Below are 14,505 nucleotides of genomic sequence, written 5' to 3'. Positions count from 1 at the left end.
ACCATCCAATCAAACTCGTTCGCTAAGATACGTAAACGGCCAATCCTGCCAATCCATCACCAAACCAGCTTTGACAGGATTTTGCACAGTGTAGTTCAAAATGCGTTTCAGTTCACCAGAATCGCGGACGTAATGGTCATAACTTTCCGACTGCCAGAACGCGCCCTTTCGATCCAGCAAGCGGTTAGCCTCAAATGCCGAACCACCCTTAATTACTTTCAAGGTTTGGTATACCTGACGATAATTAGCTGATGTGACCTCCTCGTCAGGTTGTAACGTATCCAGTTGATTGGCCGTATTCACGACCAGATGTACATGATTTGACATAATGCAATAGGCCAGCAGCTCATAACCAGCGCCATTAGCCTCCCGAATTCGCCTGGCGACTAGTTCGGCGACCGATGGCTGCTTAAGCCAGTCAGGGCCGTATTGGCAAGCATCCAGCGTCCGTTCGATACGGGCAAAATACCGTTTGTGCTCTTTATAAACTTCCTCGCTAAATCCCTCTGCATTTTTCTCCTTTAGTAACTTGATGGCTCGATCTCGTTCTGCGATTAACTCCTGTACTACAGCCGCCGGCAGCGACCCTTTTAAGCAAAAGGTGATAAAAAAAGTAGCCCCAACGTATTGAAGATGGGGCAGGTTACGTGCATATTCTATCTTCATCAGGCAAAAATTTGTTCCTGACTCTGACGGAATAGGAAAGATAAGTAACAGCAAACGTACCCACGGGTTTCAACCCGTGATAATTACTAGTTCCATTATCACGGGTTGAAACCCAACATCGACCGCGACATTATGTTCTCGGTGCCCACGTGATAATTACTAGTTCTATTATCACGGGTTGAAACCCGTGGGTACGTTGTTAACTAAATACTTTCGCCAGCTTTTTCTCCAGATCGGCTTCCAGTTTTTGTAATCCTTCGGCATTCGACAGGTACGTTAGGGCGCGGTGATGGCGTAAGTCGAAGGGAATATCGCCTACCGACTGGGTAATGGGAATGACCAGTTTGCCCAGCGTATGCGCTACCCCCGTTTCATAGAATACGTTTGGGTTTCGATCCGTGAAATCGGTGATGACGGCGCGGGAGGTAAAGATCAGGTCGAACACATCCTGAATCAAAATGCTGTTGTCCCAGATATCGTCGGCCCGTTTGCAGTCGATACCCAGCCGGTCGCACACATTCCGAATGGCGGTGTAGGTGCCGGAAAATCTTCCTTCAAACGGCATCATGACCGACAACACATTCGACTCGACGGGTTTGGCCGGAATCCGAAAAACGTCGGGAGCAAAGGTGATTACTCGTTCGGGCGCATGGCTTTGAACCGTCGAAATAAAGTCGGTCACTTCGCGCAGCGGCCGATGCATGGTCGCTTTTTTAGCCTCGATAAAGTGTTCGATCTCGTATAAATTACTACTGCTCTCGCTAATCAGTTTCGACAGAACCTGCAAGCTATTGCCCTCATAATCATCATCTTTGAAGTCAAGGCTCCGCAACAACCTCGGGTGATCTTCAATTAAGTCAAGGCTATCGGTCAGGTACGCTACTTTGATCCAGTCAGACTTGGTGAAGTGGTCCTGAATGAATTCATGAAGCGCAAACAGCCGAAGCGTTCGCTGCTTGTTCTGTCTGGTCATAGAGTTGGAAAAACGTCAAGTTATAATACAACTATTATATATTGATGCAAGTATATCCAAAATCTATATCATAACAAACAAGTAGTTAACACAAGCTATTGGCTACAGATTACCATGGACTGATTCCTGTTTCGGGTACGTTATCGTCACTGAAGAATTGACCTGTTGGGCCGTCCGGACCAAAAGTGGCCGCTTTCACCACTCGGGCAGCAGCATCGGGCACAGTTCCGGGTCCACTATGGTTGTTAAAGTCGGTGGCGGTGTAGCCAGGGTCAACCGAATTTACCTTGAACGCCGTGTCGCGCAGGTCGTAAGCCAACACAATGGTGTACGCATTGAGAGCCGCTTTGGACGCTACATAAGCCGTAGGCTTCACCATATAGTATTTCCAGTTGGGATCGCTATGCAGCGTGAGTGAACCCAAGCCCGAAGTCACGTTAACGATTCGTGGCTCCGGCGACTGCCTTAGCAGGTCGATGAACGCCTGTGTTACACTAATGACGCCAAAAACGTTGGTGTCGAATACCTGCTTGAAGACGCTTATATCCGCTTCCAGTGATGTTTGCGGCATAGCGCCATGAATTCCCGCATTGTTGATGAGCACATCCAGCACGGTCGTTTTCTGATCAAGTGTTTCGCGGGCGGCCTTTATCGAGGCAAGGTCATCTACATTGATCTCGATGGGCTCTACCTGAGTCAAGCCCTCGGCCTGTAGCTGGCGAACCGCCTGCTGACCTTTCTGTATATCCCGGCTGCCCAGGTACACATAATAGCCTTGTTGTAATAATTGCCGGGCTGTTTCAAAGCCAATGCTTTTGTTTGCGCCTGTTATCAGTACTGTTTTCATGTTTCAGTTGTTTATGGGCACAAAGCTACCGCGTCCCACCCTGGCAACTGAAACACATCTTTCGGTATTACTGGTACATTTCGCGGATACTGGCCCGATACTCGGCGGGTGTCAGGTTCGTTTCGCGTTTGAAGAAGCGGTTAAAGTAGGAAGCATCCGAAAAACCAAGATCGAACGCGATTTCCTTGAGCGACTGTTGCGTATGAAACAGTAACCGCCGGGCTTCGAGTACCAGGCGCTCATGGATGTGCATAATGGCCGGTTTGCCGCTTTGGGCTTTTACCACTTCGCTCAAATACCCGGCCGATACATTGAGCAACGAAGCATATTCACTCACCTGATGCAGCTCGCGGAAGTGCTCGTCTATTTTGGTCTGATATTTTTTTAATAACAGGTTGTCTGTCGAAACCGGCTTACGGGCATACTGCTCTGTATACAGGCGGCTCAAATAGGTAAGCAGCACCGTCAGGTAGGCAGTCAGCATGCGTTGCTGCCACTCACCGGGGCGTTGGTACTCGGCATTGATCTTGGCCAGCGCATCCTCAACAAAATTTACATCAGCCTCTGTAAGCAGTAGTTCATGGCCGCTTTGGAGATTTTGAATGAGCGGCAGTTTGCTTAATGACTCATTCTCCTGAAAGGCCAGAAACTCCTTCGTAAAGGCAATGCCTGTGCTCCACAACTGAATAAATTCCTCTTTTACAATGATTTGATCGGGTCCCGTGAAGTAGATCGTATTGTCTTTCAGGCGATAGGGCGTCATGTCTATCCATTGACGGCTACCCGCCCGCCTTATAAACACAAACAGATAATGGTTCTTTCGGTGCGGAATAAGAAGCTCTGACTGGTTAGGGAGAGTCCCCTCAAAATTATACACCCTAAACTGGGTATTGCCGGTCTCTTCGTCGGGCTCTAACCCGTAAACCGGTACCTGTTGGTTGTCGTTGAGTAGCTGCATTGGATAAAACTACAAACTTTTAAGACAGGCCAGCCACTTCCAGGGTGATTGCCCCGCAGAACCGCAACTTGTTATTTTTTTACTATCCAGGACAGAGCCACATAAGTTCAATTCAACCCTACTAGTATACTATTTAAGTATTATTAAATATAAATTTTATTACACAAAACAATATTAATAATACTATACCTTTGATAAATACATAAAAAATTGCCGTTAGGCACAAATTAATTTTTTCACGAATCACACACACGCATGACTCTTAAAAATACGCTCATTAACCTGATCTTTGCCATTACTCTATTGGCTGGAAAGAATTTATCGGCTCAGGATACAAAAACACCTAACTGGTCATTAGATCTGGATGGAAATATCAAATGGCTTAAACAAACCTCTACGGGTATGTTGGTAGCCTACAGTTCGAAAGGGCTGTTTGGTATTGATCCGGAGACGCATAAAATAAGCTGGCAGATAAAGTGGGATGTTCCAATTACTAACCTTGAAAAAGGTTTATCGGCCAATGCATTACAGGAAATCCAGTCCACCCCTTTTGCACTGATTCAGGAAGAATCAAGTATGCTAAGTAAATCCCAGACCTCAATCATTAATTATCTGACAGGTCAGCAGATTTTCACAAGCAAAGGTAGTACGATGTCCATTACCGGCACCTCTCCCCTATTTGCCATAGGTGCTATGCTATTGCAAATTAAGCAGGACAAAAAAGAGTACCTTGTTCTGTTAGACCTGGCAACGGGGCAGGAGCGCTGGCGTACCGAAATACCCGGGGTAAAACGGGGAATGATGGGGTCAATGATGAGTCTGGCCATGAAAGCTTCAGGTATGAGCCCCGCCTTAGAGACCACTCTTGATAAGGATAGCAATATTCTGTTTGCTTCAGGGCAAACCTTGACCCGATACAATGGAAAAAGCGGCACAATACTCTGGCAAGTTAAATTTGACGAACCCGTTGGTCATGTAGAGATGTCGGAGAACGGTACTGTAGTCTATACCGGAGCGGGCCGCAATATCATGGGTTACTCGCTGGATAAAGGTACCGCGATCTGGAAAGACCCGTATAAAATATCGGGCGAGTTCATGTATTTCGTACCAATGTCGCAAAATACACTACTGTCCGTGTCCAAAAATGGCCTGACGCGTATTGATGAAACCACAGGGAAATCCGTTTGGAAAAAGGCTAACACGGTTGACTTGCCCCTACAGTCTGTTGAATTCCTTCAGGATGGACTATTGGTACTTTCCAGTTCGGAAAAGGAATCGCAATTCGACTATATGGATTATACCGGAAAGGATCTGTGGCGTAAATCGTACAAAACAGACAAGCCTGTAACAACGTATCAAATTACCTCAAAAGGGTTATTATTCGCTAATGCAGAAGAGGCTAATGTGATTGACTTTAAAGATGGCCGCGATGATATCTGGAAACGTCGAATTAAACTGCGGGGCAGACCTGTGATTTCGATTGATCGTGACCGCAATACGATGCTCATTTACAGCAATGACAAACTCTATACAGTTGATCTCGGCGATCTGTCGAATAAATTACTTGCCGAAGACATCAAATTTAAAGGTAAGGATGAAGATGTTGAACTGATAGAAACCCGGAAAACTGGTTATCTGCTCAGTTCAAGCCAGAATATGTGGCTGATTAGTTACGATGGGAAAGCACTGTATAATAAATTTTATCGGGAGCCCGGTGCGGGAAAACGTGCGCTGGCTTTAGTAGGTCAGGCTGCGTCAGCCTATGGTATGGTAGCGGGCACTGTGAATTTCACCAAAAATGTAGCATCAGCAGCCGGTAATACAGTTATGGGTAATGAGACCCAAGCCAATTCAAACCTACGTAGTGCCAACAACTCTTACTCAATTGCGGAGACAAGTGCGGGGGCGAATAGTGCTTTTACAGATATGTACGCAAAGCGCTACAAGGCCACGTTTGCCACAAAGGATGCACAATATATACTGACAGGTATTGAGGAGGATGGGCTAAAACGTACCGGTCTGCTGAAAATCAATAAAGATACAGGCAGCGAAAACGGTAAAATTATCCTCAAAGATTTGACTCCTGTTTACGTTGTCGATGAAACCCTTAATGCATTATTTGTGATTGTCGACTCCAATAAGTTTTATTCATACAATTTGTAAATGAATAGAAAATGCTTGCTAGATCATCCCGTTGATCTGGATTTTTTGTTCAAGTTTTAATAAAAAAGGACCTTTTAGAGAAGGTCCTTTTTTATTAAAATAGTAGTACTCTAAAACCGCCAGCGAACAAACGCTTCCATGGCTTCGTATTCGGCCAGACCCAGTTTGTTGTACAGGCCGGCCGTGGCACCGTTACGCTCTTCGGCCCGCTGCCAGAACTCGCGGGAGTCGGTACCCTGGTACACTACACCGTCTTTCTGCGACTGGTGTTTAAAGATCCCTAACCGCTTTTTCATGACCTGATCGGGCGACATGGGTACGGCCATTTCGATTTCGTGAATATCCCACTCAGCCCAGGCACCACGGTAGAGCCAAACCCAGCAGTCTTTCATAAAATTCTTGTGTTTTAACCGCCGTACCGATTCCAGAATGGCATCCAGGCAAACCTTGTGCGTTCCGTGCGGATCGGCGAGGTCACCGGCAGCATAGATTTGATGTGGTTTGATCTCTTCGATCAACGCCATCGTAATCTTGATATCTTCTTCACTAAGTGGCTTCTTCGCTACTGTTCCGGTTTCGTAAAATGGCATGTTCAGGAAGTGTGCGTTCTCAACCGGAATACCAACGAATCGGCAGGTCGATTTAGCTTCGCCCATCCGAATAAGGCCTTTCACATAACGGACTTCGGCGGTGTCCATTTCGGAATCTTTCTTATCCCGCAGGGACTGAGCCGCATCCTGGAAAATACGGGTAGCTTCGGGGCTGTTAATGCCAAATTTCGAGTTAAAGTCGACCACGTAATCGGCAAAACGCAGCGCTTCGTCATCGGCCACGGCAATGTTGCCGGATGTTTGATAGCCTACATGTACTTCATGGCCCTGATCGCGCAGACGCTGGAACGTACCGCCCATCGAGATGATGTCATCATCCGGGTGGGGGCTGAAAATCAGGCAGCGCTTTTTGGCAGGCAGCGCCCGTTCCGGCCGATTGGTATCGTCGGCATTGGGTTTGCCGCCCGGCCAGCCCGTAATGGTATGCTGAAGCTGGTTAAAAACGTCGATGTTAATATCGTACGACTGGCCGTATTGAGCCAGCAGGTCGCTCATCCCATTGTCGTTATAGTCGCGGTCGGTTAGTTTAAGAATAGGCTTACCGAGCGCCAGGGACAAATAGGTGACGGCTTTCTTCTTCATTTTGTTATCCCACTCAACCGAATCCACCAGCCAGGGTGTTTTCATGCGGGTCAACTCAGAGGCTGCGGCTGCATCAATAACGAAGAGCGCGTTCGGGTGTGTTTGCAGGTACGATGCCGGGTTCAGCTCCGTTACCAACCCCTCAACAGCACCCCGGATAACGGGGGCTTTTCGCTCACCCCAGGCAAGTAGCACCACCCGGCGGGCACCCAGAATACTCGCAACCCCCATCGTGATCGCCTTGCGGGGCGTCTTGGGAAGGCCACCGAAATCGACCGATGCGGCAGCCCGCGTCGAGTTGTCGAGCATCATCAGGCGGGTATGTGAGTTAATGAGCGAACCCGGCTCGTTGAACCCAATGTGTCCGTTACCGCCAATACCCAGCAACTGAAAATCCAGTCCGCCAGCAGCCTCAATAGCCGCTTCGTATTGCTTCGAAAACTCGCCTACCTTATCGGCCTGAAGCGTGCCATCGGGAACATGGTAATTTCCGTCCTCAATATCCACATGGTCGAACAACTGCTCCCGCATAAATCGCCAGTAACTCTGCAACGAGTTCGGTTCCATTGGGAAATATTCGTCCAGATTAAAGGAAACAACGTTTTTGAAGCTTAACCCCTCTTCCCGGTGCATCCGAATGAGTTCCGCATAAACCGTTTTAGGCGATGAGCCCGTCGCCAGACCCAACACGCAGGGCTTGTTCTCGCGTTGTTTCTGACGAATCAGTTCTGCAATTTCCTGAGCCACTGCCCGCGATGCATCTTTGGCATCGGCGTAAATGTGTGTAGGAATTTTCTCGTAGGTAATGGCCGACTGAATGGGACCACCATTGGCTGCTGCACCCGGAATTTGCCCGTCTGGGTTATCGAGTAATAAAGACTCCGTAATCATGTTGCGCTGTGCGGAGAAAAAGATGAGATGACACAAAGGTCGAAAAAAATCAGGTAGTTTTTACCTGATTTCCTACCGCAAGCTAATATTTTTAAATTTTTTTATTAACTCACTCCTCTCGTTCTCAGGCTCATTCATTGACGCGCCAGCTGATCGGCCAGGGTAGCGGTTTGCAGAGAGTGCAGGCCGTTGTCTTCTGTAATGAGCCGGTGCGTACCCGGATAATGAATTCCATTGACCTGATCCCGAAACATGAGCCGCAGCAATTCGCTATACAAATGCTGTTTTTCCTCACCGAAACCAAAGCGAAGTTCGATCTGCTGGTAGGCATTAAATTCCTTATGCCGACCGCGCAGGGGTAAATCCTTACCACTCACATTGGCTGTTACATTGAGTTGAGCCCCCGGAAAGAGGTCCATCAACGCCCGACTGGTTTCTTCGTCGGCTACACAGCGCAGGATCATTCGGGTTGGTACCCACTCGAACAGCGTAATGTCGCCCCGTTCAAACACAAGCCGCATTTCCTGACGGTCCATGCGCCCTGTTTGTGTAAAACCGTGGTAAAAATTAACCAGTTTCCGGCCGGTTTCGTCATCGCCGTATTCAACGACGGCCTGCACCTGATCTTCAACGTCATTACTGTTCGGACGCTTAATTACCTGGGCGGCTTTTACGGTGCCATGCCCGAACCAGCCTTCAAACATATCGAAGAAGTGAACGCCGTGTTCAATAAAGATGCCGCCACTCTTACTGCGGTCCCAGAACCAGTGTTCGGGCGAGAGACCTTCATCGCCCGCGTAATTTTCAAAATACCCGTGCAGAAAATCGCCCAAAAGGTTTTTGTCGATCAGGTGTTTGATCCGGGCAAACATGGGGTTGTATCGCTGCATCAGGTTCGTAACCATCAGCAACCCTTTTTCTTTCGCCAGCGCCAGCATTTCGGCTCCCTCTTCGGGATTCATGGCCAGTGGCTTCTCACAAATGACGTGTTTTCCGGCATTGAGGGCGAGCATTGCCTGTTCATAATGCAGAAAGGGGGGCGTGGCAATGTACACAATATCGACGTCCGGATGATTGACCAGCTCGTCCAGACTCCCGAGCTGCTCGGCTCCGAATCGTTTGGCCGTGCGGATGGCTTCCTCCCGTTTCGAGCCGGCAATGGCAACTAATTTTGTATGCGGTGTTTGTAAGAATTGCTGAACGGCAAACAGCCCAAAGCCGCCCATGCCGATAACTCCAATTCCGATTTCGCGTTCGTTTGGCGCGTTTGCTTCCATGCTATTTTAGGTTATGTCTGTGAAAACAACAGCCAGTAAGGCACTTATGTTGGAAGAATCCTGCGCTTTGGATTACGTGACAACCCCAGGCGGGCATCGAAACCAGTGCTTTACCAAAATAGAAGTTAGACTAAAAGTTGGCGGCTTTGTCTGGGCCAAAAGTTTAAGAATTAAATTGGAAGAGCATTAGTCTGTGGAGGCACGTGGTTAAGACAACGTAGTTCTCAGGTAGTATATGAAACGAATAGTAAATTTCGTTCATATAACCTTTAATCATGTAAGCCGATAATACAACTGAGGGTAAACTTTTTTGCTTAAAAACGTCAGGTGAACGAACAGCAGCTTTGGGCCGCTTTCCAATCGGGAGATGAAGAGGCTTACACACAATTATACCAGCTTCATATTCGGGCTATGTATCGCTATGGCATGAGTCTGGTGGCCGCTTCAGAAGCCTTTGTGCTGGACTGTGTACATGACGTCTTTACGGAATTATGGGCAAAACGCAACCGGTTGACCATTCCCGACAACATCCGTCACTATCTGCTGAGAGCGCTTAAAAATCGAATCATGCATTTGCTCGAACGGAAAGAGCGGTACAATAAATCATTGGACGAAGCAGATTATGATGCCCTCTGGACGGAGCCCAATGAGCTGGAAATACGTGAAGAACTGGAAGCGGCCAGTACCCGTCAGCAGCGACTTGAGCGGCTTATTGCACAACTGCCACCCCGGCAGCAGGAAGCCCTGAAACTGCGCTTTGTCGAAAATATGAATTATAATCAGATCGGCGAAGTACTGGATGTCAATCAGCAGTCAGCCAAAAACCTGGTTTTTCGGGCCGTTGAGCGGCTTCGTGGCTGGACCGTACTTTCCATTTTAACTTTTTCCACCTTTTTTTAGGATTTAGTGAGTACGTTTTTCACAATCCGTCATCTACTGGCAAATCAGTAGTTAGTGGAACACGTTTACGAGAACTTTTCGGCGGCCGATTTCTTAACAGACGATGCTTTCGTCCACCATCAGCTTGACCCTACACCCGAGTCGACTGAGTTTTGGCACAGGTGGCTCACTCAACACCCGCACCGTCAGAAAGAGCACCAGCAGGCGGTCGATATAGTCGATGCCATCCGGCTTGGCCTGACCGCGTATGCACAAACGCAAATACCAGAAGAGACTATCCGGCAACTGCTGATTCGGATTCAGCACACGAATGCGCAGCCCCCACTAGCTCAAACCGCCATCCGTTCGTTGGGCTGGATGCGGTGGGCGGCTGCGGCTACCATTTTTCTGGCGCTGGGTATCGGTTTCTGGTGGCAAACCAAACAGCGTCCTTCTGTCTACGAGCAACAACTGGCCAAGCTGCCGGATACGTTTACCGAAAAAATAAATACCAGCCAGCAAGTTCAAACCATTCAGTTGCCCGATCAGTCGGTTGTATCGCTGGCTCCCGACAGCCGGATTGGGTATCCAACTAATTTCGGTCAGCAAAACCGGATTGTTTATTTATCCGGCGAAGCAACCTTCAGCGTAACCCGAAACAGCGGAAAACCCTTTCTGGTACATGCCAATGAAGTGGTTACGAAGGTGGTAGGAACGAGGTTTACCGTGCGGGCCTTTGCTCAGGAAAACCGGGTTCAGGTTCAGGTTCAATCCGGTCAGGTGTCGGTCTATCGCAATGAGCCAGCATCTGCCTCTTCAGTCCGGCAAAAAGGGGTAATGCTGCTACCCAATCAGCAGGTTGTCTTTAATCGGGAAACGGCCCAGTTTGATAAAATGCTGGTCGATGCGCCTACCCTCGTCCCCGCACCGACTCGCCAAAAGAAAACTCCTTCATTCGTATACAACGATACGCCCATTCCTCAGGTATTGCAGGAGTTGCAGGAAGCCTATGGTATTGAGATTCGCTACAACAAAGAAGCACTGGCCGATTGCCAGTTGAACTCGTCAATGACCAACGAATCGTTTGAGCAAAAACTGACCATCGTTTGCGCTACGGTTGGTGCCACGTATGAGATCATCGACGGTCAGGTCATTATCAACGGCGGAAACTGTCAGCCCCAATAGCCACCTCCGCTGACGACTGTCTATTAATTCTTTCACCCATCTAATTTCTCAACGTATGCATTGATCCAGATTTCTATCACTCCGATCGGAGAGGTCTATCTATCCGACTTTATTCCTTTTGTTCTATGGATTTTCATGACAGAAGGTAGGTTCTTACCCAGTTTTTTTACTCCATCCAATTAATCAACAGAATGAAAAACGTAAATTCTACCTTACTAAGGTTGATGCAGCTTACGGCTCTGCAACTCCTGCTGGCCGTGCTTTTCATGGGCGTTTCGTGGGCTACTGATGTCTCAGCCCAGGAACTGCTTGACCGGCGAATAAGCCTCATTGTCCGGGATCAGAATATCAAGACGGTACTACAAAGCATTGAGAAAGCGGCTAACGTCAAATTTTCGTACAGTCCGCAAATTGTTCGCTCCAAACAGCTTGTCTCGATGCGCGTGCAGAACAGCACACTAAAGGAAGTGCTGGAAAAGTTGCTTGTTCCATTAAAGGTAAATTTCAGCATTTCCGGCGAACAGATTATTCTGGCGCGTACGACTGAGCAGGCCATCAGCATTCAGGCGGGTGAAGCCGTTGAGGACGCAGGTGCGCCAGCAGAACGGACAATAACCGGGGTCGTTTCCGACGAAAAAGGCGAAGGGCTGCCAGGGGTCAGTGTGGTCGTGAAAGGCTCACCCCGTGGTGCGGTAACCGACGCATCGGGGACGTATCGGTTAACCATTCCTGACGGAGCCCAGACGCTGGTCTTTAGTTTTGTTGGGTACACCAGTCAGGAGGTCGCCGTTACCGGTCAGTCAACGCTGTCGGTACAACTCAAGCCCGATGTAAAGTCCATCAATGAAGTTGTTGTTATTGGTTACGGTTCGCTGAACCGCAAGGAAGTGACCAGCGCGGTCACGCACTTATCGTCGTCAGACTTGCTTCGGGTGGGCAGCAACAGCCCGTTAATGGCCATTCAGGGCAAAGTGGCGGGCCTGTCCGTGACCAATACAGCCTCCGGTGACCCTAACTCGACGCCCAGCATTCAGCTTCGCGGGGTATCGTCGAGAAGCGCCGGACTGGGGCCGTTGTTCGTTATCAACGGCATACCCGGCGGTAACCTGGACAACATCAACCAGAACGAGATCGAGTCGATCGATGTACTGAAAGGCGGGGCGGCTTCGGCCATCTACGGCACGCGGGGTAGTAACGGGGTTATTGTGATCACGACCAAGAAAGGATCGTCCGAATCCCGCATCTTCTACGACGGCTACACGTCCTTTGATTACATTACCAACAAGTTGAAGTTGTTGAACCGAGATGAATTTCTGGCCAATAAACGGGGCGTCGACCTGGGTGGTAATACCGACTGGACGAAAGCGGTAAGCCGTAGTCCGGCTTTTGCACAGAAACACACCCTGCAGTTTTCGGGTGGAAACGGGCAAACCAACTATTTCACTTCGGTCGACTACCGTAAGGCTGAGGGTATCGACCTGCGGTCCAGCAAGCAGGAATACGGTGGCCGGGTAAACATCAACCATACCTCCGCCAATAACCTGTATGCCCTTACCTTCACGGCCGCTCCCCGGTATACAAAAACGAACCTGGCCGACTACAGTGGTTTCAATTACGCGTCGACCCTCAATCCGACCCAGCCCGTTTATGATACTGACGGAAAGTATGCGTACGTGAACACTGGTTTTTTTGCGAATAATCCCGTTGAACGGGCTAGAAATGTAGTATCAGGGCAGGAAGTAAAATACCTGGACATCAATGGTTCGTTTAAACTGAACATCCTGCAAAACCTGTCGACACTGATCACGCTGGGAGAAGTAACGTCCTCGTTCCGGAATGAGAATTTTTCGCCATCGACCTTAACCACGGTCATCAATGGCACGAAGCGCAACACGGCCTCGCAATCCTTAGACGAAAATGATCAGAAAAGCTTTGAGTGGACGGGCAATTATGCGCTGGAAGTTCAGAAACACGCTATCAAGTTACTGGGCGGCTATTCATACCAGTATTTTACGTCATCCGGCTTTAACGCATCCAATGAAAATTTCCCCTCCGATGTACTGACATATAACAGCCTGGGCACTGGATTATGGAACTTACAGCAAGGCGTCAATAACGTAGGCTCTTACCGGAATAACTCCAAACTGGCGGCTTTTTTCGGGCGCGTGAATTACGACTACGATCAGAAGTATTATATGTCGGCCAGTTTACGGCGGGAAGGTTCGTCTAAATTTGGCTACGACAACAAATGGGGAAACTTCCCGGCGGCATCGGTAGGCTGGCGCATCACCCAGGAAAAGTTTGCACAGGGCACCTCCTGGTTAAACGAACTGAAACTACGGGCCGATTACGGCGTAACGGGCAACCAGGATTTCGGCAATTACCTCTCACTGGATACGTATGGCGGTTACGGGTATTATCTCTACAATAACACATCGTATCAGGTTTGGGGACCCAGCCAGAACACGAACTATAATTTACGCTGGGAAAAAGCCATCAACTTTAACGTTGGCGTCGACTTCGATCTGTTTAAGAACAGCCGCCTAACGGGTAGCCTGAACTACTACGTGCGTACCAACAAAGATTTGCTGGGTTCCTATGCTGTGCCTAACCCGCCAAACGTACAGGGGTCGACCTTTGCCAATGTGGGTACCATGAAGAATTCCGGTCTGGAAATCCAGCTGAATGTGGCCGTGGTCAACAACAAGGATTTCAGTTATAACATAAACTTCGCCGGAGCCACCAACAGCAATAAGTTTGTCGCTTTCTCCAGTGAAGCGTATAAAGGCCAAACCTTTATTGACGTAGTAGGCATGCCCGCACCGGGTAGCCCCGGTAACGCCCAACGCCTGCAGGAAGGCACCCGGATTGGCAGCTTTTACATGCTGAAGTCAGCGGGGGTCGATGAGACGGGTGCTTTGCTGGTTTACAATAAGAATGGCGATGTTATTCAGGCTAACAAAGCCAACAACGACGACAGACAGTTTGTGGGGAATGGCCTGCCCACCTTTACAGGTGGTTTGACGAATAACCTCAGATACAAAAAATGGGATCTGACGGTATTTCTGCGGGGTACGTTCGGCTACCGGATTTTTAACACCTATGCGTTTTACTTAGGAACGCCAGCCACCCAGCAGAATATCAATACACTTACCTCGGCCTACGACGGCAGCAAGTACTCAAAACTGACGAGTCCTGCTACCTACTCGTCCCTGTCAGACTACTTTATGGAGCCGGGTAGCTTCGTCAAGATCGATAACGTAACCCTGAGTTATACGCAGCCTGTTACGAGCAAATTCCTGCGCTCGGCGCGGATCTATGTGACAACCCGCAATTTGAAAACCTTCACCAAATACACGGGGGGCGATCCGGATCTGGTTCAAATTAACGGTCTGTATCCAGGCGTTAACAACACCTTGAATTACTTCCCATCAACAACCCAACTTTTGCTGGGCCTTCAGGTCACCTTTTAA

General features: G+C 48.8%; 10 protein-coding genes. 4 read left to right on the top strand and 6 right to left on the bottom strand.

From position 1 onward, the window contains the following. Positions 1-9: 9 nt before the first annotated feature. The 4 genes from CRO74_RS25555 to CRO74_RS25540 form a co-directional block, all read right to left on the bottom strand. Positions 10-666 carry a transposase gene (locus CRO74_RS25555; RefSeq protein WP_097130190.1) on the bottom strand — a complete coding sequence of 219 codons (657 nt, stop codon included), beginning with the start codon at positions 664-666 and terminating at the stop codon, positions 10-12. Positions 667-865: 199 nt separating this feature from the next. After that, positions 866-1,639 carry a hypothetical protein gene (locus CRO74_RS25550; RefSeq protein ID WP_097130188.1) on the bottom strand — a complete coding sequence of 258 codons (774 nt, stop codon included), beginning with the start codon at positions 1,637-1,639 and terminating at the stop codon, positions 866-868. Positions 1,640-1,748: 109 nt separating this feature from the next. Beyond that, a complete protein-coding gene (locus tag CRO74_RS25545) occupies positions 1,749-2,486 on the bottom strand; it encodes an SDR family oxidoreductase (protein WP_097130186.1) in 738 nt (245 codons plus the stop codon). Positions 2,487-2,553: 67 nt separating this feature from the next. Then, complete coding sequence (locus CRO74_RS25540) at positions 2,554-3,444, bottom strand: helix-turn-helix domain-containing protein (RefSeq protein ID WP_097130184.1); 891 nt, start codon at positions 3,442-3,444, stop codon at positions 2,554-2,556. 255 nt (positions 3,445-3,699) lie between these two features. Between CRO74_RS25540 and CRO74_RS25535 the strand changes: the two genes are divergently transcribed. After that, on the top strand, positions 3,700-5,607 hold the full coding sequence (locus CRO74_RS25535) for a BamB-related PQQ repeat family beta-propellar protein (protein WP_097130182.1): 1,908 nt from the start codon (positions 3,700-3,702) through the stop codon (positions 5,605-5,607). Positions 5,608-5,717: 110 nt separating this feature from the next. On the opposite strand, the gene nagB is transcribed toward CRO74_RS25535, so the two are convergent. Both nagB and CRO74_RS25525 read right to left on the bottom strand, forming a co-directional pair. Then, the gene (nagB, locus tag CRO74_RS25530; RefSeq protein WP_097130181.1) at positions 5,718-7,691 is read right to left on the bottom strand and encodes a glucosamine-6-phosphate deaminase; all 1,974 of its coding nucleotides are present in this window, start codon (positions 7,689-7,691) and stop codon (positions 5,718-5,720) included. A 134-nt stretch (positions 7,692-7,825) separates the two neighbouring features. Next, complete coding sequence (locus tag CRO74_RS25525; protein WP_097130179.1) at positions 7,826-8,968, bottom strand: Gfo/Idh/MocA family protein; 1,143 nt, start codon at positions 8,966-8,968, stop codon at positions 7,826-7,828. A gap of 327 nt (positions 8,969-9,295) precedes the next feature. Between CRO74_RS25525 and CRO74_RS25520 the strand changes: the two genes are divergently transcribed. The 3 genes from CRO74_RS25520 to CRO74_RS25510 all read left to right on the top strand — a co-directional run bounded on the left by CRO74_RS25520 (position 9,296) and on the right by CRO74_RS25510 (position 14,505). Continuing rightward, the gene (locus CRO74_RS25520; protein ID WP_097130177.1) at positions 9,296-9,868 is read left to right on the top strand and encodes an RNA polymerase sigma factor; all 573 of its coding nucleotides are present in this window, start codon (positions 9,296-9,298) and stop codon (positions 9,866-9,868) included. A gap of 54 nt (positions 9,869-9,922) precedes the next feature. After that, a complete protein-coding gene (locus CRO74_RS25515) occupies positions 9,923-11,032 on the top strand; it encodes a FecR family protein (RefSeq protein ID WP_097130175.1) in 1,110 nt (369 codons plus the stop codon). A gap of 191 nt (positions 11,033-11,223) precedes the next feature. Further along, positions 11,224-14,505: a SusC/RagA family TonB-linked outer membrane protein gene (locus tag CRO74_RS25510; protein ID WP_097130173.1), complete on the top strand. Its 3,282-nt coding sequence runs from the start codon at positions 11,224-11,226 to the stop codon at positions 14,503-14,505.

This window comes from Spirosoma fluviale, from assembly GCF_900230225.1.
Lineage (GTDB): Bacteria > Bacteroidota > Bacteroidia > Cytophagales > Spirosomataceae > Spirosoma > Spirosoma fluviale.
Note: the sequence above shows the minus strand (reverse complement) of the source record. Positions and strands in the feature narration are given on the sequence as shown.